This window comes from Butyrivibrio sp. INlla14 (genome assembly GCF_900102515.1).
Taxonomy (GTDB): Bacteria; Bacillota; Clostridia; order Lachnospirales; family Lachnospiraceae; genus Butyrivibrio.
The window spans coordinates 59,412-84,909 of record NZ_FMVS01000015.1 but is presented as its reverse complement, the minus strand read 5'-3'; the positions used below and the strand labels follow the sequence as shown (position 1 = coordinate 84,909).

23 protein-coding genes are annotated in these 25,498 nt (G+C 38.2%); 22 read left to right on the top strand and 1 reads right to left on the bottom strand.

Translation table 11 applies throughout. The features are described from left to right. Positions 1 to 14 precede the first annotated feature (14 nt). The 4 genes from BLO53_RS11105 to BLO53_RS11090 all read left to right on the top strand — a co-directional run bounded on the left by BLO53_RS11105 (position 15) and on the right by BLO53_RS11090 (position 4,660). Entirely contained in the window at positions 15 to 1,190 is a 1,176-nt protein-coding gene (locus BLO53_RS11105) for an iron-containing alcohol dehydrogenase (RefSeq protein ID WP_092061459.1), read from the top strand. Between the two features lie 104 nt (positions 1,191 to 1,294). Further along, a complete protein-coding gene (gene pepF / locus BLO53_RS11100; protein WP_092061457.1) occupies positions 1,295 to 3,091 on the top strand; it encodes an oligoendopeptidase F in 1,797 nt (598 codons plus the stop codon). Positions 3,092 to 3,114: 23 nt separating this feature from the next. Next, positions 3,115 to 4,389: a class I SAM-dependent methyltransferase gene (locus BLO53_RS11095; protein WP_092061454.1), complete on the top strand. Its 1,275-nt coding sequence runs from the start codon at positions 3,115 to 3,117 to the stop codon at positions 4,387 to 4,389. Further along, the gene (locus tag BLO53_RS11090; RefSeq protein WP_092061452.1) at positions 4,370 to 4,660 is read left to right on the top strand and encodes a hypothetical protein; all 291 of its coding nucleotides are present in this window, start codon (positions 4,370 to 4,372) and stop codon (positions 4,658 to 4,660) included. Before BLO53_RS11095 ends, BLO53_RS11090 begins: the two co-directional genes overlap by 20 nt. A gap of 35 nt (positions 4,661 to 4,695) precedes the next feature. Here BLO53_RS11090 and BLO53_RS11085 read toward each other — a convergent pair whose 3' ends face one another. Beyond that, positions 4,696 to 5,592, bottom strand: a complete 897-nt coding sequence (locus BLO53_RS11085) for a helix-turn-helix domain-containing protein (RefSeq protein ID WP_092061450.1) — start codon at positions 5,590 to 5,592, stop codon at positions 4,696 to 4,698. Between the two features lie 266 nt (positions 5,593 to 5,858). Between BLO53_RS11085 and uxuA the strand changes: the two genes are divergently transcribed. The 18 genes from uxuA (at position 5,859) to BLO53_RS10995 (ending at position 25,488) form a co-directional block, all read left to right on the top strand. Beyond that, entirely contained in the window at positions 5,859 to 6,935 is a 1,077-nt protein-coding gene (gene uxuA, locus BLO53_RS11075; RefSeq protein ID WP_092061446.1) for a mannonate dehydratase, read from the top strand. Positions 6,936 to 7,054: 119 nt separating this feature from the next. Next, entirely contained in the window at positions 7,055 to 8,674 is a 1,620-nt protein-coding gene (locus BLO53_RS11070) for a mannitol dehydrogenase family protein (RefSeq protein WP_092061444.1), read from the top strand. 247 nt (positions 8,675 to 8,921) lie between these two features. After that, complete coding sequence (locus BLO53_RS11065) at positions 8,922 to 9,125, top strand: hypothetical protein (RefSeq protein WP_092061442.1); 204 nt, start codon at positions 8,922 to 8,924, stop codon at positions 9,123 to 9,125. Positions 9,126 to 9,182: 57 nt separating this feature from the next. Next, a complete protein-coding gene (locus BLO53_RS11060) occupies positions 9,183 to 10,208 on the top strand; it encodes a hypothetical protein (protein WP_092061440.1) in 1,026 nt (341 codons plus the stop codon). Between the two features lie 664 nt (positions 10,209 to 10,872). Further along, positions 10,873 to 11,910: an aldo/keto reductase gene (locus tag BLO53_RS11055; RefSeq protein WP_092061438.1), complete on the top strand. Its 1,038-nt coding sequence runs from the start codon at positions 10,873 to 10,875 to the stop codon at positions 11,908 to 11,910. 278 nt (positions 11,911 to 12,188) lie between these two features. Beyond that, positions 12,189 to 12,893, top strand: a complete 705-nt coding sequence (locus tag BLO53_RS11050) for a sugar transferase (RefSeq protein WP_092061436.1) — start codon at positions 12,189 to 12,191, stop codon at positions 12,891 to 12,893. A gap of 272 nt (positions 12,894 to 13,165) precedes the next feature. Beyond that, the gene (locus tag BLO53_RS11045; protein ID WP_092061434.1) at positions 13,166 to 14,113 is read left to right on the top strand and encodes a hypothetical protein; all 948 of its coding nucleotides are present in this window, start codon (positions 13,166 to 13,168) and stop codon (positions 14,111 to 14,113) included. Positions 14,114 to 14,128: 15 nt separating this feature from the next. Next, positions 14,129 to 14,269: a hypothetical protein gene (locus BLO53_RS19220; protein ID WP_176757252.1), complete on the top strand. Its 141-nt coding sequence runs from the start codon at positions 14,129 to 14,131 to the stop codon at positions 14,267 to 14,269. Between the two features lie 141 nt (positions 14,270 to 14,410). Continuing rightward, positions 14,411 to 15,451 (top strand): glycosyltransferase, encoded by a 1,041-nt coding sequence (locus tag BLO53_RS11040; RefSeq protein WP_092061432.1) that lies wholly within the window; start codon positions 14,411 to 14,413, stop codon positions 15,449 to 15,451. Then, positions 15,444 to 16,412: a radical SAM protein gene (locus BLO53_RS11035; protein ID WP_092061430.1), complete on the top strand. Its 969-nt coding sequence runs from the start codon at positions 15,444 to 15,446 to the stop codon at positions 16,410 to 16,412. Before BLO53_RS11040 ends, BLO53_RS11035 begins: the two co-directional genes overlap by 8 nt. Before the next feature lie 10 nt (positions 16,413 to 16,422). Continuing rightward, a complete protein-coding gene (locus BLO53_RS11030; RefSeq protein ID WP_092061428.1) occupies positions 16,423 to 17,418 on the top strand; it encodes a glycosyltransferase family 2 protein in 996 nt (331 codons plus the stop codon). 12 nt (positions 17,419 to 17,430) lie between these two features. Beyond that, complete coding sequence (locus BLO53_RS11025) at positions 17,431 to 18,555, top strand: EpsG family protein (protein ID WP_092061426.1); 1,125 nt, start codon at positions 17,431 to 17,433, stop codon at positions 18,553 to 18,555. 14 nt (positions 18,556 to 18,569) lie between these two features. Further along, complete coding sequence (locus BLO53_RS11020; protein ID WP_092061424.1) at positions 18,570 to 19,616, top strand: SGNH/GDSL hydrolase family protein; 1,047 nt, start codon at positions 18,570 to 18,572, stop codon at positions 19,614 to 19,616. Then, complete coding sequence (locus BLO53_RS11015) at positions 19,600 to 20,661, top strand: polysaccharide pyruvyl transferase family protein (protein ID WP_092061422.1); 1,062 nt, start codon at positions 19,600 to 19,602, stop codon at positions 20,659 to 20,661. Before BLO53_RS11020 ends, BLO53_RS11015 begins: the two co-directional genes overlap by 17 nt. Beyond that, positions 20,658 to 21,782 (top strand): radical SAM protein, encoded by a 1,125-nt coding sequence (locus tag BLO53_RS11010; RefSeq protein ID WP_092061420.1) that lies wholly within the window; start codon positions 20,658 to 20,660, stop codon positions 21,780 to 21,782. The genes BLO53_RS11015 and BLO53_RS11010 overlap by 4 nt, the downstream gene beginning before the upstream one ends. Continuing rightward, on the top strand, positions 21,775 to 23,163 hold the full coding sequence (locus BLO53_RS11005) for a lipopolysaccharide biosynthesis protein (RefSeq protein WP_092061418.1): 1,389 nt from the start codon (positions 21,775 to 21,777) through the stop codon (positions 23,161 to 23,163). The genes BLO53_RS11010 and BLO53_RS11005 overlap by 8 nt, the downstream gene beginning before the upstream one ends. A gap of 31 nt (positions 23,164 to 23,194) precedes the next feature. Continuing rightward, on the top strand, positions 23,195 to 24,253 hold the full coding sequence (locus tag BLO53_RS11000; protein ID WP_176757251.1) for an acyltransferase family protein: 1,059 nt from the start codon (positions 23,195 to 23,197) through the stop codon (positions 24,251 to 24,253). Positions 24,254 to 24,747: 494 nt separating this feature from the next. Further along, positions 24,748 to 25,488, top strand: a complete 741-nt coding sequence (locus BLO53_RS10995) for an inositol monophosphatase family protein (protein ID WP_092061414.1) — start codon at positions 24,748 to 24,750, stop codon at positions 25,486 to 25,488. Positions 25,489 to 25,498 lie beyond the last annotated feature (10 nt).

The following is a 25,498-nucleotide window of genomic DNA, read 5'->3' as shown; positions in this document are numbered from 1 at the left end:
GAAAGGAACAGGAGATGGAAAATTTCAAACTTTATACACCAACAGAAGTGGTCTTCGGACGAGGCGTTGAGGAAAACACCGGAGAAACTGCAGCTAAATATGGCAGGAAAGCGCTTCTTGTTTTTGGAAAAGGCAGTGTAATAAAAAGCGGACTTCTTGAAAGAGTAGAGAAATCTCTTGCGGCAGCAGGCCTTGAATACAAGGAATTTGGCGGAGCCAAGCCAAATCCAACTCTTGCTCATGCTGAGGAAGGAATAAAGGAAGCTCTTTTGTTTGGAGCAGATATGATAATTGGTATTGGCGGCGGAAGCGCCATAGATACTGCCAAAGCAATTGCCCACGGAACAGCCAACAAGGACCAGAACCTGTGGGACCTTTGGACTAGAAAGGTTCCTCTTACAAAGTCGCTTCCAGTGGGCGCTGTTCTTACAATTGCCGCTGCGGGAAGCGAGATGAGCGATTCTGCAGTTCTCACCAACGAAGCCATAGGTAAAAAAGCCGGCATCAACACTGATTTTAACCGCTGCAGATTTGCAATTGTAAATCCTGAGCTTGGAATGACACTTCCCAAGAATCAGTTATCAGCTGGCGTTACAGATATCTGCATGCACACTATGGAGAGGTACTTTATTCCGGGAATCAAGTGCGATATGACAGATGAGATTGCAGAAGGACTTCTTCGCACTGTGATAAAGAATGGAAAGATCATTGTGGAAAACCCTTCAGACTATGATGCAATGTGCGAAGTATTCTGGGCTTCAAGCCTTTCCCACAACAACCTTACTGAGGTTGGCCGCGGCAAGGACTTTTCTGTTCACAAGCTGGGACATGCGCTGTCAGCCCGCTATGATTTTACTCATGGAGACTCTCTTTCAGCAGTATGGGGATCCTGGGCAAAAGAGCTATACATGGACGCTATAGACCGATTTGCAAGATTTGCACGTAAGGTGTGGAATGTAACAGAGGAAGATGATACAAAGGCTGCTCTTGAAGGTATTGAGAAGACTGTTGATTTCTTTAGATCAATTGGAATGCCAACAAGCATCAAAGAGCTGGGTGTTAACCCTAGTGATGAGGATTTGAAGGCTCTTTCGCTTGATGCTACAATGAATGATACTGTAAAATTATCCCGTATCAGACCGCTTGATGCGGCAGCGGTAGAGAAGATCTACAGGGCTGCGCTGGGATGATATTGCGACGCAAAAAGATATGAGTGCTGAACAATGCTCATACAGTGTATGCTGCAGGAGTCAATACTTTTGATAATAGAACATGAGACGAATGGAGAGACCAGATGGCAGAGACATTAAAGAAAAGAAGCGAAGTACCAGAGAATTTAAAGTGGGATACTTCCAGAATTTATAAGACAAAAGAAGATATGAATGCGGGGCTTGAAGCTCTAAAGAGCCTTAGCGCAGAGATTGAGAAAAACTACAAAGGAAAGCTGACTGACGGGAAGACAATAAATGAGTGCCTTGTAAGGTACAATGATTTCCTGATCATGGTTGATCATGTATCAAATTATGCAAACCTCAACCTTTCAGTGGATTACACAGACGCAGAAAACGCCAGGACAGATGCCTTTGTAACTGGCGAGTATATGAAGGAGCTTGCAAGGCTTTCTTTTATCGACAGTGAAATAGCCCAGGCTCCTGAAAATGTGATAAAAGAGGCAATTGATACCGCTACTATCTCAAAGAACTACCTTGAGGATGTCCTTAGATTTAAACCACATATGCTGAGCGCAGAGACAGAGGCTACCCTGGTTTCAATGCAGGAGGTAACAAGCGCTCCTTATCAGATGTACGAGCAGACCAAGCTTGCAGACATGAAATTCCCTGACTTTGAAGTTAATGGGAAAAAGTATCCGCTTGGCTATTCTCTTTTTGAGGATGACTATGAGTATGAAGAGAACACTGATGTCAGAAGAGCTGCATTTAAGGCTTTCTCTGAGAAGTTAAGAGACTATATGTACACTACAGCAGCTCAGTACGGGGCAAGAGTTCGTTCTGAGAAGATACTTTCTGAGATAAGACACTTTGACAGTGTATTTGATCACCTTCTCTTTTCCCAGAAGGTTACAAGGGAAATGTACGATCGTCAGATTGACCTTATCATGGAAAAGCTTGCTCCACACATGAGGAAATATGCAAGACTTATCAAGAAGGCTCACGGCCTTGATAAGATGACCTATGCAGACCTTAAGCTTCCTCTTGATCCAGAGTACAACCCAAATGTTACTATTGAGAAATCCAAGGAGTATATTCTTGACGGACTCTCTATAATGGGCCCAGAGTATCAGGAAATGCTTAAAAGAGCTTACGACGAGAGATGGATTGATTTTGCCCAGAACGTTGGCAAATCAACAGGTGGTTTCTGTGCAAGCCCATACCAGAAGGGGTCATATATTCTTTTATCCTGGAATGAGAGAATGAGTGATGTCTTTACCCTTGCTCACGAGCTGGGTCACGCTGGACATTTCTACAACTGCCAGCAGCATCAGAGCTATTTTGACAACGAATGCTCACAGTACGTGGTTGAGGCTCCTTCTACAATAAATGAGCTTCTCATGGCTGAGTATCTCAAGGACAAGAATACAGAGGATAAGCGCTTCCGCAGATGGGTACTTGCTTCTCAGATTTCAAATACCTACTACCACAACTTTGTAACCCACCTTTTAGAGGCTGCTTATCAGAGAGAAGTTTACAAGCGTGTTGATAAGGGCGAGTCAGTTCCTGCTGAAACTTTAAATGAGATCTTTAAGGGTGTTCTGCAGAAATTCTGGGGCGATGAAGTTGAGCTTACAGAAGGCTGTGAACTTACCTGGATGCGCCAGCCACATTACTACATGGGACTTTATTCTTACAGCTACAGCGCAAGCCTTACAATTGCAACTCAGGTCATGAAGAGAATCAGGCGTGAAGGCCAGAGCGCAGTAGATGACTGGAAAAAGACCCTTAAAGCTGGCGGAAGCGTAACTCCTGTTGAGTTTGCGAAAATGGCAGGCGTTGATGTAACAACTGATGCAGCTCTTCTAGATACCATCGACTACATCGGAGGCATCATTGACGAGATAGAGACCCTGTCTTGATTTAAGGAATAGGATTGTAAGTAGTGATAAGAGAAAAAATAGAAAAGATAATTGAAGAAGAGGTTATTCTAAGGGGAATAATCAGTAAGCCCAAGTTAAAAACGTCTGAATACAGGAAAATTGATATCCAGTTGATTGCGGGCAAGGACAGCAGTAATTCAAAAAAAACCAAGGCTGGCACATCAGGAAATGACGATGCTTCCTGTTGCAGTGGAAAGGCTGTCGAAAACTGCAGTTATCAGATTTCAAAATATACTCAGAAGCAGGTTTTTCACGAGAATGTAAGCGCATCAGACCTTGCAGGTCGGATCGAAGAGATCATAACTGACCTTGAGATGAGGCAGATGAGCCTTTGGACTGATAATTATGAATACATATTTCTTTTGTCTAAAAAGGGCGAACTTAGCACCAAGCGCAGAGCCCTGAAAGCAGAGGAGAAGGTCCAGACCAGCACCTCTCACAACAGGCAAAAGAACTATATCATCAGTGAGGGCTCAGATGTCCCTCCACTTGTCGATATGGGCGTCTTTACCAAAGATGGCAAGGTTGTAAAGTCCATGTATGACAAGTTTAGGCAGATAAACCGCTTTCTGGAAATTCTTGATGATGAGATAGACAGCGGAAAGCTTCAGCATTTAAACGTCATAGACTTTGGCTGCGGCAAGTCATACCTTACTTTTGTGGTGTACTATTATCTGACTGAGATAAAGGGCATTACAGCTAACATTATAGGTCTTGACCTTAAGGCAGATGTGATAAAAAAGTGCAATCAGGCTGCTTTGAAGTACGGCTATGAGAACCTGCATTTTGAGCTTGGGGATATCAATGGTTATAAGGCACCATTTGATGTGGATATGGTAATTACGCTTCACGCCTGCGATACAGCCACCGATTACGCCCTGTACAACGCAGTGCAGTGGAATGCCAGAATGATCTTTTCCGTGCCCTGCTGTCAGCATGAGCTTAACAAGCAGATAGAAAGCGATGATCTAGCTCTTTTGACCAGGTATGGAATAATAAAAGAAAGATTTGCAGCCCTGGCTACAGATGCCATAAGGGGAAATCTTCTGGAGTATATGGGGTATAGAACGCAGCTTCTTGAGTTTGTAGACTTCGCCCATACTCCCAAGAATATCCTGATAAGGGCCGTCAAGAAGCCAATGGGCGCCAAGGGAGCAAGACAAAAGGCCCTTGATGAAGTGGAAAGCCTTATGAAGGAATTCCACACAGAGCAGACTCTTTATAACTTGCTAATTGAAAAGAATGGAGGACAAAACAATGGCAGTAAACAGTATTGATGCAGAGGACGATCAGTTTGCGTATCGCTATGATACTCAGCTTCTCATAGATCGTAGAGACAAGGATCTTGATGAGGACGAGATTTCAGATTACATCACAGAAAACTTCGAAGGAAATTCACTTATTGCAGCAGGAGATGAGGATCTTGTTAAGATCCACTTCCATACCAACGAACCTTGGAAGGTGCTTGAATACTGCAATACAGTGGGCGAAATCTACGACATCGTTGTAGAAGACATGATCAGACAGTCCAATGGCCTTCAGGGCTGAATGTGACGCTCGGCCTTTCACACGTGGATATTTGATTAGAAATGTTTGTTCATGTAAATGTTTTGGTATTCTTTGGGAGACATACCGTATACTTTTTTGAAGGCTTTGAAAAAGCTAGAGTAGTCGCGGAAACCAAAGCGCTCATAGGTGCTGGTGATGCCTTTTCCACTTATTATGGCATCACGGCACTCTGAAAGCCTCTTTTTTATTATGTACTGATGAAGCGAGATGCCCAGAGTATCTTTGAACAGGTGTGCAACATAATACTTGCTGACAAAAAACTGCCCAGCTACATCATCGAGGCTAAGGCTCTCTTCAAGGTTATTTTCTACGTAACTTAGGATGTTCTGGAAAAGAGTAAGCTCATCGCTGCCAGCATTATTGTGATCTTCATCGTAGATTATGCGATTGATAGTCAGGATCAGGTCACAAAGACAGATATGACGAAATGCATCACTGGCATAACGGTCCTGACTTGTCTCTTCTAAGAGGCGCAGAAACTTAGATTCCACCTGATGAAACTGAGCAGGAGCCAAGTGATAGATGTATTTCTTGAAGGCTTCTGCTCTCTGCATAAGGTACATGTAATCCACAGATTCTTTTATAAGACTATTACAGCAATCCTTGCTGATCCAAAAGACAAATCGTCTATAGTATTCATCCGATTCGTGCATAATAGCATGGTGTGAAACCCCTGGAGGAACTATCATCAGATCCCCCGGGGTCATTTTGTATTGCTGGACTTTTGATGAATTGCGATTTTCATATATTTCCATGGTCACATCCCCTTCAAGAAAGAGGTAGCATTCATAGTAATCGTGGGCATGTGGCTGAAGGGTTCGGAAATTCTTGTCAGAGTAGTAGTACACTTCAAAGTCAGAAGAAAGCATGTACTGTCTGGAGTTAAAAGAAGAACGAAGCTTGTTTTTCATATCTTGTGATCCTTCTGGTTGTGGACTAGTTGGAGTAACATTTGTAGTCAAAGCCTTAAAAGCATATAAAATCGCAGAAACCCAAGTTTTTATAGGTGCCCTGCAGGAAAACTACAGCCATAATTATATCTATGCACCGCAACTTTTGCAATATAAGAAACAAGACCGTCAATTCCAAATCCCTCCCTAAAAAAGTAAAGTGTTATTGAAAAAGAAATAGGCCTGTGGGGGACAATAGCAGGTATGCACAAAAGGAGAACAATCACATGGAAATGACACTTCGCTGGTACGGCAAAGAGTACGACACAGTAAAACTATGGCAGATCAGACAAATCCCAGGAGTAAAGGGAGTTATTACAACTCTTTATAATAAACAGGCAGGCGAGCTCTGGACTCAGGACGAGATCAAAGCTCTCAAGGCAGATGTGGCTGCAGAAGATATGCACATTGCAGGAATTGAGTCAGTGAACGTATCTGATGCCATCAAGGCTGCAACAGCAGACAGAGATGAGCACATCCAGAACTACATCGACACACTGGAAAACCTTGGTAAAGAAGACATCCACATGGTGTGCTACAATTTCATGCCAGTATTTGACTGGACCAGAACAGAGCTTGCAAGGAAAAGAGCTGACGGCTCAACAGTTCTTGCCTACACACAGGAAGCAGTTGATGCTATAGACCCAGCCAAGATGTTTGAATCTCTTTCAGGAGATACAAACGGAACAGTAATGCCAGGTTGGGAGCCAGAGAGAATGGCTCATGTAAAAGAGCTTTTTGAAATCTATAAAGGAATCGACGAGGACAAGCTCTTTGAAAACATCGTTTATTTCCTCAAGGCAATCATGCCAGTTTGTAATAAATATGATATCAAGATGGCTATTCATCCAGATGATCCTGCATGGTCAGTATTCGGCCTTCCAAGAATCATCAACAATGAAAAAAATATCCTAAAGCTCATGAAGGCAGTTGATGATGTGCACAACGGTGTTACTTTCTGCTCAGGATCCTATGGAACAAGCCTTGAGAACGACCTTCCACACATGATCAGAGCTCTTGAAGGCAGAATCCACTTTGCACATGTAAGAAACCTTAGATTTATCTCTCCTACAAACTTCGAGGAGTCAGCACATCTTTCATCCGATGGAACCTTCGATATGTACGAGATAGTTAAGGCACTGTATGAGACAGGCTTTGACGGCCCTATCCGTCCTGACCACGGCAGAATGATCTGGGGAGAAATTGCTATGCCAGGCTATGGCCTCTATGACAGAGCCCTGGGCGCAACCTACATCAACGGACTTTGGGAAGCTATTGAAAAATCACATCAGCGCGGAGTGTGATAGAAGAACAAACCAGTGTATTCTGGTGGAAAACAGCCAATTAACGCCGCCTACTTTGTATGCTGCAAAAGCGGGAAACGCTGAGAATAAGTTCAATAACGAAAAGAGGATATTGTAAAATGAAACTCAATTATGAAAGTTTAAAAAACAATAATTCCTGGAAAGAGAAGGGCTATTTTGTTCCTTCTTTTGACAGAGATAAAATGATAGAAGAAACCAAGGCAAATCCAGAGTGGGTGCACTTTGGCGCCGGCAACATCTTTAGAGCATTTCAGGCAAATCTCTCACAGAGAATGTTGGAGCAGGGCCTTACAGACAAGGGCCTTACAGTAGTTGAGGGCTTTGACTATGAAATCATTGAAAAGATGTACAGACCACACGACGATCTGTCTATCCTTGTTACATTAAAGGCTGATGGAAACGTTGAAAAGTCTGTTATAGAGAGCATAGCTGAGTCATGCATTTTGGATTCTAACAATGAAAAAGAGTTTGCCCGTCTTAAGGATATCTTTTCCGCAGATTCTCTAAAGCTTGCAACCTTCACAATCACTGAGAAAGGTTACAGCCTTGTAAACGGCGCAGGGGAAACACTTCCAACTGTTGCAGCGGATTTTGTGAATGGCCCGGAGAGGCCCCAGAGCTACATCGGTAAGGTTTCAGCTCTTTTGTATGCAAGATATCTTGCAGGTAAAAAGAAAATTGCCATGGTCAGCACAGATAACTGCTCCCACAATGGGGATAAGTTATTTGCTGCCGTAAGTTCTTTTGCCAAGGCATGGACTGAAAACGGCAAGGCAGATGGAGGCTTCCTGTCATATATAGAGGACGAGTCTTTAGTTTCCTTCCCGTGGTCAATGATAGACAAGATTACACCTAGACCAGACGAAAGCGTTAACGAAATCCTCAAAAACGACGGTGTTGAGGAACTTGAGCCAGTTGTAACCTCAATGAAGACCTGGGTTGCCCCTTTTGTAAACGCTGAGGAGAGTGAATATCTGGTAATTGAGGACAAGTTCCCAAATGGAAGACCAGCTCTTGAGAAGGTCGGCGTGATCTTTACAGATAAAGAAACTGTGGATAAGGTTGAGCGCATGAAGGTTTGCACCTGCCTTAATCCTCTTCACACAGCACTTGCTGTATACGGATGTATCCTTGGATTTACCAAGATCTCTGACGAAATGAAGGACGAGACACTTGTGAAACTCGTAAAGACAATCGGCTACGTAGAGGGACTTCCTGTTGTTACTGATCCTGGCGTTATTAAACCACAGGAATTCATTGATACAGTAGTAAATGTGCGTATTCCTAACGTGTTCATGCCAGATACACCACAGCGTATCGCTTGCGACACTTCACAGAAGCTTCCAATCAGATTTGGCGAGACAATTAAGGCTTATGCTGCATCAGATAAGCTTGATGTGCAGGATCTTAAGCTTATTCCGCTTGTTTTCGCCGGTTGGCTCCGCTACCTTATGGGCATTGACGACAACGGAAACTCTTTTGACCCTAGCCCAGATCCACTTCTTGAAAAGGCTCAGGCCTTCGTAAAAGATATAAAGCTTGGCGAAACTGATGAGGCAAAAGTCAAAGCTATGGTTCTTCCGCTTCTTAAGGATGCAACAATCTTTGGAGTTGACCTTGAAAAAGTAGGCCTTGCAGACAGAGTCGTCAGCTACTTTGTAGAACTCATCGCAGGAAATGGCGCAGTTAGAAAGACTCTTGAAAAATACGTTGGCTAATCAAACATAAGGAAATATGAAAAGATCCCATGGCTTATTTTGCAGAGCCGCTGATATGAAATATGTCAGCTAAGCTGACCAGCGGCTCGCAGACGAGTAGGAAGACTAGCCGTCTTCTACTTGGTCAAATGTTAAGCCATGGGATTGTTTATTGTCTAAGAATGCAACATAAAACGGATGCGCATTGTTGATATGATGGATGAAACGTGATATATTTTTAACGTTTGTGCGATTGGAGGATTTTATTATGAAAAAGGGAAACAAGAAAAACAATTGGTTATACGTAGTATTTGCTGTAATGGCAATTATACTTGGAATAATCGCAATATTAACAGCTGAAACATCAATAAAACCAATATATTATGCCACCATGCGAGGGGGAGTACTGATATTCGCCGGAATTATGATTTTAGTATGTGTCATCGATGAAAAATTGCAGTCAAAGAAATGATGTTTTTTTGATCAAGACGAAAATAGTTTGGAAATGATTTTTTGAGGAGGAACTAAAATGAATAAAATTGATCATCCAGCCTTTAAAAAGGCTTATAATGGGAAACTTGCCGGAGTGATCATCGGTGCAATATTGACGGCTGTTGCTCTTGCAATGTTTGTGGGAGGCTATTACTGGAATCAAACTAAGATGTATGAGGCGATTCCCTTTGGACAGGCTTACAACGAACAGCGACTTGAAGATGACATTTATGTATATGTAGAAGTCAGCACAGAGCCTTATGAATTTGCATATTATGATGATGGCCCCAGCTATTATTACATTTCTGACGGTGATGAAATTTATATCATGAAAGCCTTTGAAAGTGACTATGAAGAAATAGTCGCTGGCATCGATAGCGACGGCTATTATCTTCTTATAGGTACTATGGAGAAGATAGATGATGAGGATGTTATTATATTTGCTATAGAAACCTATAATGAAGATGAAACAGATCCTGATAAGATCATTACCAGAGAAGACTTTGATACCTATTTTGCAGGTGTTGTCATTAATCCTAATGGAGGCACAGAGGTCAGCAGCAATCTATATCTCGGCGGAGTCTTTGTGGGTATCTTTGCTTTGATACTACTAATAGCTGCAGGATTAGAACTTTATCATTACAACAGAGCTTTAAATGGACTTAGCGAGTATCAGGCTCAGTATATTACCAATGAGCTTTATAGCCCACAGACTGTATATATCAAGAAATGTAGAGTATTCCTGACTTCTACTTGCATAGTGAGCCTTGGGAACAGACTGGAGATAGTTCCTTACAACAATATCTTGTGGGCATACAGATATGATCAGAGAACAAATATGGTGCCAACCCTGACAAACATGAAGGTTATGAAAAAAGATTTTTCAACAGTATCTATTGCTGATATGCCAGGAGCTGCAAGAGGCAAGGAGGAAGTACTGAATCAGATTTTTGCTGCTATAAGCGCAAGAAACCCTGAGGTACTTCTTGGCTATACACCACAGAATCAGACATATGTTAACCAGCTTAGAACTCAGCAGACCTTTCAGAATAGGGCCATGTAAAAAGAGATGTTTCCAGGCTGGCATTTGCCTTGTTTCCGGTGATGCAAATTAAGAATAATCAAGTGTTCTGCATGATAAGTCCGGTGTCAAGTGATGCAAAATAAGAATAATCAAGTGATTTGCATGATAAGTCCGGTGTCAAGTGATGCAAAATAAGAATAATCAAGTGATTTGCATGATAAGTCCGGCGGCAGGTGATGCAGAATAATAATAATCAAGTTTTTGCATGACAATCTCAGCGTCAAGTGATGCAGAATAAGAATAATTTGATATTATGCATGACAATCTCAGCGTCAAGTGATGCAAAATAAAAATAATCAAGTTTTTTGCATGACAAGTCCGGCGTCAAGTGATGCAAAATAATAATAATCAAGTTTTTGCATGACAATCTCAGCGACAAGTGATGCAGAATAAGAATAATTTTATACTCTGCATGATAAGTCCGGCGACAAGTGATGCAGAATAATAATAATCAAGTTTTTGCATGACAATCCCAGCGTCAAGTGATGCAAAATTGGAATTGTCGTACGCCCTGCATCACAGAAATGATCATAATGATGCAGGACTACCACATTTGCTCGCTATGCATTACAATGAAAAAAGAGATACCGATTTGTCACCAATAACCATTTTAGGAGCTTTCATAAACATAGGAGATTTCATCATGAAAAATGTCACACTTGGACGTACCGGCATATGCGTTCCCCAGAACGGTTTTGGAGCCCTTCCAATCCAGAGAGATTCCCTTGAGGAATCAGTTAAGATACTTAGAAAAGCTTACGATGGGGGCATGAGATTTTTTGACACTGCAAGAGCGTATAGCGACAGCGAAGAAAAGCTGGGTGCAGCCTTCGGAGATGGCTATGTAAAAAGAGAAGACATAATAATCGCTACCAAAACTGGTGCAAAGACACCAGAAGAATTCTGGCAGCATCTTGAAACTTCACTTGCAAAGCTGAAAACAGATTATATTGATATCTATCAGTTCCATCTTATGGGACAGTGCTGGAAACCAGGCGACGGCTCAGGCATGTACGAATGTATGCAGCAGGCAAAGGAGCAGGGCAAGATAAGACATATCGGTGGAACTGCGCATAAGCTCGGCGTTGCCATTGAACTTGCTGAGTCTGGCCTCTACGAAACTGTTCAGTATCCTATGAGCTACCTTGCTACGGAAAAAGAAATAGACCTTATCCACCTTTGTAACAAGAACAACGTAGGCTTTATCTGCATGAAAGGACTTGCAGGCGGACTTATCACAAACTCCAAGGCAGCTATGGCCTTTGCTTCTCAGTTTGATGGACTTGTGCCAATCTGGGGAATCCAGAGAGAGTCTGAACTTGATGAGTGGCTTTCCTACATGGATAACACACCGGTTATGGATGACGAAATCCGCGCATTTATCGAATCAGAGCGTGCTGACCTTATGGGCGATTTCTGCCGCGGCTGCGGCTACTGCATGCCTTGCAGTGTTGGCATCCAGATCAATCAGTGTAACCGCATGATCCTCATGCTCCGCCGCGCTCCAAGCGACTCCTGGTTAAATGATTACTGGCAGGCAGAGATGAACAAAATTGATGACTGCATCCACTGCGGCGCATGCCTCTCAAAGTGTCCGTACGAGCTGGATATTCCTAACCTCCTCAAGAAAAATCTTGAGGACTATAGAGAAGTGCTTGCGGGAAATAGGAAGGTTAAATAATTTTCAGAATAATAAAACTAGCAAAAGCGTAGATTCCAAAAGAGTCTACGCTTTTATAATGCGTAAATATTCATTTAATAATTATTTAACTAGTGGAATAATCGCATTATTGATAAAATGTAAATGGAACATTGCGCAGTTTTTTATGCAACTGACTTCCTGAAAATTGCTGAAAGTCAGAAAAAATCAAACAAATTTAGTTTTGACTGTTAAATTTTCATACAATATGCCGATATATTTGTTAGAGACTCATTCACAACCTATGAGGGGGTTATGATATGGCAAAAACAGCAACATTAAGGGCAGAATCTTTAAGCAATGCGGTCGTTGGACGAAAGATAATTGAGCTAAATTATCAGGAAATCTTTGACCACAAGCCCAATATCTACAAATGGACAAAAAGAGCCTTCGATATTGTGGCTGCAAGTATCGCATTGATACTGTTTTCTCCGATATTTCTTTTGACAGCCCTTGCAATTGAACTGGAAGACGGCGGCCCTGTGTTCTTTACACAGATTCGTGCAGGCCAGAACATGAAACCCTTCAAAATCTATAAATTCCGCAGCATGTACAAAAATGCAGAAGCCATGTTCGAACGCATGCAGGCCCAGAATGAGCAGACTGGCCATGCTTTCAAGATTAAGAACGACCCTCGCGTAACACACGTAGGCAAGTTCATCAGAAGATATTCAATCGACGAACTCCCTCAGCTTCTAAATATTATTAAAGGCGATATGAGCATAGTAGGTCCAAGGCCTATTCTCTATAATCAGATGGAAGAGTGCAACGCCTATGAGAAGCAGCGCCTCATCGCAAAACCAGGCCTTACCTGCTATTGGCAGGTATGCGGCAGAGCCAAGATCAAATGGGATCGCTGGGTTCAACTCGACCTTCAGTACATCGAGGACATGAGCCTTCTTAAGGACATCGAACTTATCTTTAGAACCTTCCCAGCAGTCTTCGGCAAGGACGGAGCTTACTAATTCTCGGGTAAAAGAAATAATGCAGAGCGTAGATTTTCTTGATTGGAAGTCTACGCTTTTTTGATGTGGTAAATACTTATATTCGATATACATAAAACATTAATAAATTTCGATGGGAAATCTTAAGAATTTGATGCTAAACTAATATCTGTGCTTGTTTCTGAGCACTTTATAAAGCAAAATGCTTTATCAATCTGACATTCGTCAGGCAATCCCGAGTATGTGCACAAATAATCGGTAAATGAAAAATGCAACTTAAAGGAGAAATGTATTTGAATAGAAACAACATAGGAAATACAACACACGGTATAACTTATAATCAGGCTAAAAAGGCTATTCAGGAAATGAACCTGATTGAGAATTTTATGTTTGATAGTTCAATTGAAGACAAAGATGATGCGCAAATAGTAATAGGCAAGATACTAAAATCTATTTATGGCAAAGAGTTTAAGAATATTAGAATAGAATGCCAAAAACAGTTAAATGGACTCGAAACAGATTGCCATGGAATACGTCTAGATGCTCGTATAACACAGAATGAATTGGATGAATATCTTGATGCGTCTATTATTGATGTTGAAATGGAGAATAGAGCAGAGGATAAAAAGGAGCTGCCACGACGTCATAGATACTATGAATCACTTGATGATTCTAAAAGTCTTGAAACAAGCACCCCATATGGAAAGCTACCTAATTATGTATCTATAACCATATCGTCTTATGATCCCTTTGACGCTAATGATATGTGCTATGTAGCTACAACAGTCTTGACTTCTCATTTGCATATTCCTTACGATGATGGAGTTATGCACCTATATTTTTATTGTAAGGGGCGACCAAATTTTAATGAGATTATTGATGCAGGCCTCATCAAATCAAAATCGCATAGTAAAAAGCTTCAAGAAATGCTAGAATATATTGTGTCAGGGAAGAAGCCAGCTACATCTGATTCTGATATAGATGCGGTTGATAATGTTGTTACCAAAGTCAAAAATAAGAAGGAGGTAACCACAAAATATATGAGATGGTTTGATGAAATACGTCATTATAAGATGGATGAGAGAAACAATATTGCTCTAAAAGATATAAAGTTTGATAGGGAAAATGGCATTTCTGCAGAAGTTACTAGGAATAGGCTTAGAGAATGGGGCTATGATGACATGGAAATAGATGAGCTTATGTCTACAGTTGCAGAAGAAAATAAATCAGTAAGAATTTGACATAGAGCTAAAAGAATGGGAGAAATCGATATTTTGTTAACGGAAGAAATGCAGGATAGGGAGTTTGTAAAAGCCTGGAAGGAAACAGAACAGGAATATGACATGAAGAGAAGACAGATTGCAGATAAAATCGAGAAAAGCAAAGTCAATAGTTAAAGAAGGCAGCAACATACTTTAATGATGGAGATATGGGAAGCGTAGATTGTACAAAATCTACGCTTTTTTCTATGACAAAAAACTATATATAGTTTATAATTATTGTGTATAAGTACAGCTAATGAAAAGTTGGGTGTTGAGATGAAAACTATATTGCATGTGACAGAAGTGCTGTCAGGTGGGGTCCTTCCTGTGGTATCAGGTATATGTAATGGCTTATGTGATAAGTATAATTTTGTTGTCGCATATGGAATAAGGCCGGATATGCCTGATAATCTTTCTGATCATTTTGATTCTAGAGTTAAACTTATTCCTATACCAGATTTGAAATTGAAATTGTCTCTTAGAGGAGATCTAAGCGCTATTAGAGCGATAAAGAAGATTGTAAAAGAAGAAAGTCCGGATATAATCCATATTCATTCAACTAAAGCTGGTATAGATGCACGAATCGGATTATTGGGGTGTGAGGCAGTTAAATATTATACTCCTCACGGGTTTTGCTTTTTACGAAAAGATCAACTGGGGTTGAAGCGTTTTGTTTTAAGAACAATGGAAATAGTACTTGCGAGATTGTGCGATGGGATAATTGCTTGTGGCAAGTATGAATATGAAGAAGCAAAGAGAATTACTTCAAAAGCCTTGCTTGTAGAGAATGGCTTAGACACAGATTATATGGATGATATTCTTGATGAAGAAGACGAATATGAGCATCAGTACACCATTTATACGGCTGGAAGGATTGGACCGCAAAAAAATCCTAAGGTATTTAACGCTATTGCAGAAAAAATGATTGACTACAAGTTTGTATGGATAGGTGACGGAGAAGATAGGGCATTGCTTAAAAGCAAAAATATAGAAGTGACGGGGGTATTAGATAGGAGAGAAGTAATTAAAAAAGCTGTAAATTTCGATTGTTATATATCCACAAGCCTATGGGAGGGGTTACCAATTGCTCTCATGGAGGCTATGTATATGGAGAAAGAATGCGTAGTTACGGATATCGAAGGTAATAATGAGCTGATTATTGATGGTAAGTCCGGAAGGCTATTTAGATCATTAGATGAAGCGTTTAAGGCATTAACAGATGAAAAGAAATCTTTTGGTGTTAATGCTAAACAGAGAATTGTTGATAATTATACTTTAGTAAAAATGTGTGAAAAGTACGAGAAAGTTTATGGGTAAAAAATTTGAAAATTATGACATTACGTTGGTAGTTACACATAGATGTAATGCCAGATGCAAAATGTGTAATTCATATGAAAACGCATTATGTGCCCGGGAAGAAATAGACTTGGATGATATAAACAAAATTCCTAATTCCAAGTTTGTTCAGATTACTGGTGGTGAGCCATTTTTGCGAACTGACCTGGAAGAGATAGTGGATATATTATATCCAAAAACAAAGCGATTAATGATTAATACCAATGGCTATTTCACGGATGAATTGGTGCGTATTTGTCGCAAGTATCCTAAGCTGGCAATAAGAATATCTATCGATGGAAATAGAGAAATTCATAATGAAATTAGAGGTATTGATATTTATGACAGAGCAGTGAATAGTCTTGAAGAAGTAAAAAAGCTAGGAGTGACGGATTTGGGAATTAGCTTTACACTTCAGGAAAAAAATGCTAATCAGCTGATTGATATGTATAGGTTTGCCTTAAAAAAGGAAGTGGATTTCGGCGTTAGCGTTATTCATAACTCTTATTATTTTAATAAATCCGATAATGCTATAAAAAGTGAAGACTCATTAAAGAATGCTTTGAAATCTCTTGTTGATCTACAACTGAAATCCACAAGAAAGAAAGATTGGGCAAGGGCATATTTTAATGATATGAGTATTAACTATATAGATGGAAAACCTATGCCTGTAAAATGTGATGCCGGAGTGAGTTCGTTCACCATTGAGTGCGATGGAAATGTACTTCCGTGTAATATGACTCCTATGCCATGGGTAATGGGAAATCTAAAAATGCAGACATGGGAAGAAATTATTTCAAGTGAGATAGCAGAAACAATTAATAGCAAATGTAGGAATTGCAAGTTAAATTGTTGGTCTATTTGTAATGTTCAAAGCGCCATAAAGAAAAAAATATGGATTCCAGCTAGTTGGTTGATTGTGAATATTGTAAAAAAACGATAGGACATTATTTATGAACGAGTTGGTTAGCGTGATTGTTCCTGTTTATAACACTGAAGAGTATTTAGAAGAGTGCTTAGATTCTATACTTGAGCAGACATATAAAAATTTGGAAGTTATATTAGTTAATGATGGTTCGACTGATAACTCTTCTTTGATTTGTTCATTGTATGAAGAACGCGATTCAAGGGTGTGTGTTATTAACAAAGAAAATGGAGGACTGTCCAGTGCAAGAAATGCTGGTATACGAAAGGCTAACGGAGAGTATCTGGTATTCGTAGATAGTGATGATATAGTTGCACCTTTTTTTGTTGAAGCCATGGTTAGTTCTATCCAATTGTATGATTGTGATATCTCTTGTTGTGAGAGTGTAAAGTTTATTGAAGATGGATCAAATAAGGCACGAAAATGCTGGTCGGAATTTGGAATAAATGATGTCAATGGAACAATTTACACTAAGGAAAGAGCGATAAAGGATAATTTATATGAAAAAATAAGGATAACTGAGATTCCATATAAAGTGTATAGAAGACAAGTTTTCAAGGATATATTTTTTCCGGAAGGTATTATTTACGAAGATTTGGCAGTTACTTTCAGGTTGTTTATGAATGCTAACCAAATTGTTGTTTTGAATAAAAAATTATACGGATACAGAAAAAGGAAACAATCAATTATAAGTAGTAAATTTGGTGGAAGGAATATGAGTAGTGTCCGTGTGGCTCAAATATTGCAAGAGCACTTGGGAAATGATCCTCTTTATCAAAATGCGGCAGCAAACGCATGTTTCCGAATTAACAGGGTGGCTTTTTCAAAGGTGCCTTATCATATGATTAGAAGCCAAATTTGGGAGCAAATTACTACTTATAGAAAGGAAGTTATGCTTGATAAAGAAGCAAAAACGTATGAAAGACTATTGGCATTTTCTTCTTTCCTAGGACCACTATTCTTTAGGTTTACAGTTGGATTGTTTGAACGCCTGAAATATGGGTATTACCATATTCAAAAATGAATGGAGATTTGAATGATGCAGTTTTGGGGAGTTAATGCAGCTATATTTTTTGCATATTCACTGATTCTGAATAAGTTTAATAAAAAGGAAATATATTTATGGATTTCCTTCATACATTTATGCTCTTTGGCGGCCCTTAGAGGAATTAGGATTGGTACAGATACATTTAGATATTCTAGCGACTACCTGCGAATTTCAAAAAATATTTTTGGTGGAAGCGTAACAATACCAAAATCATCTCTGATGCATAGATATTTTTCTTTTGTTTCTATATTTTTTCCTGGCAGAAATGGATATATGATTACAACATCAATTCCAACGATTAGTGCTGTATTTCTCCTGATAAAGAAATATTCAAAAAATTACTTCTATAGCATTTATCTATATTTGGGCTTTTATTTATACTTCTTTTCTATGAACGCAGGAAGACAGTTTTTTGCCATTTCATTAAGCATTGTCGCTTTTATTTTGCTACGCGAAAAAAAGCTATTGCTTTCGCTTGTGTTCTATTTATTTGCTGTATTGATGCACAGTTCAACTATTATATTCGGAGCATATTACATTATTCATATGATAGAGTGGAATATGGCATTGTTCATTAGTTATTCCGCATGCGCGACTGCTGCAAGCTTGTCTATAGGATTCTTTTTGAGACTTTTTCTCTTTGTTTTTCCGAGATACAAATGGATGGTTAAAACATCCTTCTTATACGAGTGGTCATCAAATGGACGTACTTCTGTTTTACTGGCCCTTTATTGTGTTACAGCTATAGTTTTATCTTTGTATTGGATGGCTGTAAGTGAAGGACGATTTGTATTTACAATCGGAGATAGGAGAATATGTGGAAAAAGAGTTCTAAACAAGGATAGTATAGCATTTATGTACGAATTGATGGCTTTATTGGTAATTGTGGTGGTTATAAATGGTTTTCACCCAACAGTTATTCTTTTTACAAGGCTTACATATACGCTATTTATTTATATTCTGGTACTGCTTTCTAATGCAATCGATAATTTTGGCAAATTGGGTAAATATATCGCCATAGTACTGTTTGCACCATTATTTGTTTTTATGTATCTGCAATTAAAGGGTAATTATTCGGATGTATTGAATTATACGTTCTACCAGTTGTGGTAATAGGGATAATACATATGAATATAAGGGTTATTCTAAATAGAGTGATACAGAATTTAGAAAAAATAAAGATTAGGCTACTGTATTTCGATATTTATGATAATGGAAAAAAATATCTTGCACTAGAAAATTCGTATGAACGAGAATTAGGAGATTATACTCCGAATGCTAATAAGAAGATTTCTAAGAATAAGCAGTATCCTGCAGGCAAAATATTGCGATTTATATTTGAGGGTAATTATTTTGATATTGCAGTTATATATAGTAAAAGATGTTTTATTAAAAATATGTCACCTAAGGCTACAAGTGCGTTGAGCATATTTAGAGTAGATAAGGGAAAGTATGAGAAACTCGCGGAAATAGCACCTAAGAATCCGCATGGACTATTTATACAAAAGAGGGTACCAATAGATAGCGCTGATCCCAATGAAATAGCTATTTTTTTACCTTCGTACGCGAAAATAGACAGGATATCATTAGTGGCACCAAAAGAAATAAAAAAGGTATCTATCCATAGAAAGAACATATTGTTTTATGGATCGAGTATAACTCAAGGCTGTGCAGCTAGTGCGACGAGTAGTAGTTATGTTTCAAAAATAGCCATAGCCATGGATTTGAATGTTTTGAATTTTGGGTTTTCTGAGGGCGCTAGGGGCGAACGTGAATTAGCTGAATTCTTGGCTTTAAAACATGCAGACTACTATGTAATCGAATATGATCATAATTCTGATGAAAAAGAGTTAACTGAAAGGCATTTGGAGTTTTATAAAACAATCAGAAAAGAGAATCCAGAGACACCTATTATTATTATTTCAAGGCTGTCGTATGGAATATCAGTTTCTGAATCTGAAGCACGGAGACGAGAAGAAATAATAAAAAGAACAATTGGATACGGAAGAGAAATGGGTGATAAAGCATTATTTTACATAAATGCGGGTAGTAGTTCTATCGATGAGAGACGAAAGCTACTTGCTGATGATAGACATCCTAATGACGATGGAATGGATTATCTTGCCAGGCAAGTGATAAGCATACTAAGGGGATGGAATGATAAAGATAATTAAAAGTAATCTAAAAAAGATACTGCCAAAAAGATGCCAGGCTTTTCTTAAAATGGGGAAAGATTTTTGGACTTTAAAAAATAGAATAAATAATATTGGACAAAGCGGTGTTGTTGATGTTTTAGTTGGAACACCTTTGCATCAGAATATTGGGGATCATATTATTGCGGAAGCTGAAAAACAATTTTTACTTAGATGTCAAAAAGAAGTAATAGAAATTCCGATGGAAGCTTTTGTGTATTTTAAGGGGAGAATTCAAAACAAAATTGATTATATAGGGACAGTGTATATAAGTGGAGGTGGATGGCTTGGGAATTTATGGCCAGAAGATGAAAACAACTTTTTGAATATGATCAAAGTGTTTGAAAACAAGCGAATAGTTGTGTTTCCACAAACTGTTTATTATGATGACAGCTTAGAGAGCACATTGAAAAAACGTGAAAAAGAAGTTTTGTCAAATAAGAGTGACTTGTATTTCTGCGCAAGAGAACGAACAACATATGACTATGCTAAGAATAATTATGTCGGCGTAAATGTATATTTGTTCCCAGACATTGCTTTTTTTGAAAATTTTGATGATATGTTGGAAAGAAAGAAAAACAGCAATGTTGTAGGGGTTTGTCTGAGAAATGACAGAGAGAAAGATGTGGACTGTAATATAAGTGATCAGTTAAAACAACATAATTATGAAATACGTAAAGTAAACACCATTTACCCACATAGAGTTCACTTGGCAGATAGAAAACAAGCGATTAGCAAGGTTGTTAGGGATTTTTTAAAATGTAATTGTGTTATTACTGATAGGTTACATGCAATGATTCTTTCTGCAATTCTCGGTATTCCGTGCATAGCCATTGATAATAAAACTCATAAGGTAAGGGGGATATACGACGAATGGTTGGGAAACTTTAAGTGGATTTGTTTTGTTGAAAAGAACAAGGTATCAGAAATGGATATTGAGAATATGATAAATACGCTTAAAATACCGGATTCTTTTGACTTAGATTTATTGCGTTCAAGATTTGACGATATGAGGCAAATAGTATGAGTCAAGTAATTAAGAAGCTAATTTTATGTTATTTACCAAATAATACTTGTAACTTACGTTGTTCATATTGTTATATTACGCAAAGTGATAGATGGGAAAAACCGAAAAAGCTTGAATATTCTTATGACTATATTAGAAAGTGTTTTTCAAGAGAAAGATTGGAGGGAACATGCCTTATAAACCTTACTGCGAATGGTGAAACATTGCTACATCCCGATGTGGAACTGCTAGTAAAGGCTTTTTTGGATGAAGGCCACTTTGTGGAGATAGTAACTAATGGAGTGCTTACAAATGCTATTGATAGAATACTAGATAAGAATTGCGATAATCTTGCTCATCTGTTTTTTAAGATTTCATTTCATTATACAGAACTAGTAAACAAGAACCTTTTGGAAGTGTTTTGGAATAATGTTAAAAAAATAAAAAGTTCTGGATCGTCATTTACTATAGAACTTATGCCGAATGATGATCTGGAAAATGAAATAGACAGTATTAAAAAGATCTGTATAGAACAGGTAGGAGCGTACTGCCATCTAACGGTAGGTAGAAATGATAGTATAAATTCTAAACCTTTATTATCAAAGCACCCTGAAGCAGAATATAGATGTATATGGGGGGGCTTTGAATCAAAAATGTTTGATTTTAAGATGGATATCTTAGGGAAAAAGAATCGAAGTTTTTGTTATGCTGGCGATTGGAGCTATTTTGTTAACTTGTATTCTGGTGACGTTCAAGGGTGTTATTGGCAGCCTGTTATTCAAAATATATATGAAAATCCAGAAGAAAAACTTAAGAGTATTCCTATCGGAGGACATTGCAAATTGCCTTATTGTGTAAATGCTCATGCCCATATGGCCTGGGGAATTATTCCAGAGAAAAAGACACCATATTACAACGAGATTAGAAATAAAAAATGCTCAGATGGAAGTGAGTGGATTGTTGGCGAATGCAAGGAGTTTTTCTGCACAAAATTGTATGATTGTAACGAACAGTATAGTTTAGTTAGCAAAAAAATAAAGAATATTCTCTATTACTACTACGCTATAGGTGGCATCTTGGGTAAACCAAAAGAAAGCTGGGAGCGGGTTGAAAGATATCTTAAGAGAAAGAAAAATGGATAAGAATTTTAGTAAGAGCAAGGGAATTACATTTGATGTCTTAGTTTTTTTAATTGGGAATGTGTTAGCTAAGGCAGTTCAATTTTTTTTATTACCATTGTTCACTGCTTATATGTCTACAGATGCATATGGAAGTGGAGAATTAATTAATAATTTTTCCGAATTATTATTACCGTTTGCTACTTTATGTATTTATGATTCTGTTTTTAGATTCTCTGTTAATGAGAATAATTCTGCTTTCCTTAATTCGGCAATTAGTCTATTGATGAGGAGTGCGATAATATGTGGAGTCGCAGTAATTGCTTTTTGGCTGATAAGCAAAGATTGGGCTATAGTTTACTTGTTTGTGATAGTTTATTTATATTCGCTAAAAATGATCTTGGCCTATTACATTAGAGGAAAAGGGAAAAGCGTTTATTATGCATTAAGCGGGGTGATTAATGCATTTTCACTATTCTTATTTAGTAGTGTTTTTTTGGTACTATTAGGTTTTGAAGCGAGGGGATACTTGGCATCTATAGCATTGGCATATATGGTTACATCAATCTTCTTGTTATTTGGCATCGAAGAGAAGATGGTTATAACAATCCGGCCAATTGATAAAGAGATATATAGAAAGATGCTCAAATATAGCACTCCTTTGATCATTTATAATACAGGATATTGGATTACAAACATGTCCGGTAGATACGCGATTTCTATTTTTTCGGGAGTTGGAAATGCCGGAATATACTTGGCTGCGATGAAGATTGCGACGATTATCAATATGATACAACAAGCTTTTTTTATGGCATTTCAATTAAATGGAGCAAAACAATATGATCAAAAAGGCAGTAATGAGTATTTTGACGATATATTAACAATATATCTGGCTGTAGTTTTTATTTTTGGCGGTGCTGTTATGATGCTGTACAAAGTTATAGCAAGGATAACACTTCACGGTGATTTCTATTCTGCTGTAGTTTTCTTGCCTGTAATTATATTAGGTGCTATTGTTGATTGCTTTTTTTGCTATTTTAAGGTCTTGTATTCAGTATTTAAAAGAACAAAAAGGATTATTATTAGTGTTTTGATAGGGGCTATAGTTAATGTTTTTATGTGTGTGATTTTGGTGCCGCAATTGGGAATTCTCGGAGCATGTATATCGAGTATTATTTGTTTTTTTGCGCAGGGAGTATTTAGAATATTTGATACTAGGGCTTTCATAAAGATAAGGATTAATTGGGTGGAACTGCTGACGGTTTTATTTGGAATGGTAATGCAAATGTTCCTATATATGAATGGATATTATTGGGAAGCTGTTTTGCTATATTTAATCATTTCAGCCGCTTTGGTAGTTGGAGTAGTTAGGTTTTGGAGAAGCAGAAGTTATCGACAATTGTAATCTAAAGATAAAAATGGAATATACAAAGACTATGGAAAAAAATGAGAAAAAACTAGCTAGATTGGATTATATTGATTGCGTTAGAGGTATCGCGATATTCCTGGTTGTTTTTGCGCATATAGCAGAGCGATACATGAAATTTGATAGTTATCCAGAGTATTATTCTTTGTATGAACTTGTTTACAAGATAACGTATGCGTTTCATATGCCATTACTAATGATGATCTCTGGGTATGTGTATTGCTATGTTTTTTTTAGTGAAAAAAGAGTTCGTGAAGTAAAATTGAAAAATCATGTATTGGATTTGGGCATATTATATTTTCTAATGAGCTTTCTGGCTTTCTTTTCAAAAATTATATTTTCAAATGATGTTTTGGAACCGATATCTTTCGATAGCATTCTGTATATTTTCATAAAACCCATAGGGCATCTCTGGTATCTACATGTTTTGATTGTCCTTTATTTTATAAATATTTATTTGGTTAAGCTGACAAATGTTTATAAAAGCACTGTTTTTATAGTTGCATTTGTGCTGCTTTGCATGTTCTCAGATTTTGTTCCTCGCGATACGATGATAGCTTCGTTATTGGCACGAATAATGAAATATGAGCTGTATTTTTATATTGGTATAGTGATGAAAGAAGAACCAGAGCATTTTCTATTAAGAAAGTCTCTTATATATTTATATTTTATTGCCTCAGTTATAACGTTATATTTTGCAATGGCTCAAACAGAACGGCCTGATAATCAGAGATTTATTCATGTTATTATGGCAGTTGGATTATCGTTGGGAATTATATATTTTTGCAAGTGGTATAGTATCGGAAATGTGGGAGTGTTTAGAAAACTTGGTCTTATTAGTCTGGAAATATATCTTTTGCACCAGTATTTGATAACATTGCTTAGACTATTACTTTCTAGAATATGCAGTAACGGAATAATTAGCCTTTTCTTGAATGTTACTATTACTTTGGTTTTAATTGCGGCGCTAGTGAAAACTATTAAGCATTATGGGATAAGAGATTATATATTCAAACCTTACAGTAGTATATGTAATGTGCTGAGACGCAAGCAGCGTATATGCCGCTAATAATAAATGTAGATTAATACAATATAGATAATCCTGATTATTAAAATGATAGCACTTAAAATGATAGCGCAAAATAAGAATCATAGCAAATCAAACAAATGTTTGCTATAATAACCAATGGTGCTACCATTTTCGGTGGGCGGTTGGCTCCTAGCCAGGAATTCCTGAGAACTCTCATGTGTTATAGGAGGGATACTATATGGGAAATCTGAAGCTAGAGCTATCTTGATGATTGAGATTGTGGTGACTCTTGTGAGTATTGTGGTGACGATTATCAGTATTATCGTTATTATAATTAGTAATTTGCAAGAATTCAAAGAAATAAGTATTTTATTATGTCCAAGCATCAAAAAAGACCGCTATTTCATTTGGCAATGTAGGATGCGATCTCTTTTGATTCGTAACTATTAACCAGAGCTAACCGTCTATCGGTAGCACTTTTTATACGCTTATAATAGCACATATTTTCAGTTATACAAGTAAGAAGGAAAAAAATGTCAACCTTAGAATCCATAACACAAATAGTAAAAAACTGCGGAGCTATCATGCTTGGCGCGGACAGGAGGAGCCTTGGAATAGATGAAAAGGTAGGACCTGCCAATTTTGTCACAGAATATGACAAGAAGATAGAGAAGATCTTAAGGGAAGAGTTGCTTTCTCTTTTGCCGGATGCAGGATTTATCGGGGAAGAGGGCGAGCAGGCTTTATTTTCTGATAAGGGCAGATTTTTTATCGTTGATCCAATAGACGGAACCACTAATTTCATCAAAGACTATAAGCAAAGCTGCATTTCCGTAGCACTTATAGAGGACGGAGAGGCCAGCATAGGCGTGGTTTACAATCCATATTCTGATGAGATGTTCACGGCTCAGAAGGGGCAGGGGGCATTCTGCAATGGAAAAGAAATCAGGGTTTCCAGGCAGCCTTTGGAAAACGGAATTGTTCTTTTCGGGACGTCGCCATATTATGAGGAACTCAATGAGGAATCTTTCAAGAAGGCTTTTGAATATTTTAAGAAAGCTCTTGATATCAGACGTAGTGGTTCAGCGGCCCTTGATCTGTGCAGCATAGCTGCAGGAAGGGCAGAGCTATATTTTGAACTCAGGCTATCTCCATGGGACTTTGCAGCTGGGGCTCTTTTGGTAAAAGAGGCAGGTGGCAGAGTTACTACGGTTGATGGACAGGAGATTACTTATGACCAGCCATGTTCTGTGCTCGCATCTAATGGAATTTGAGGGATAACAA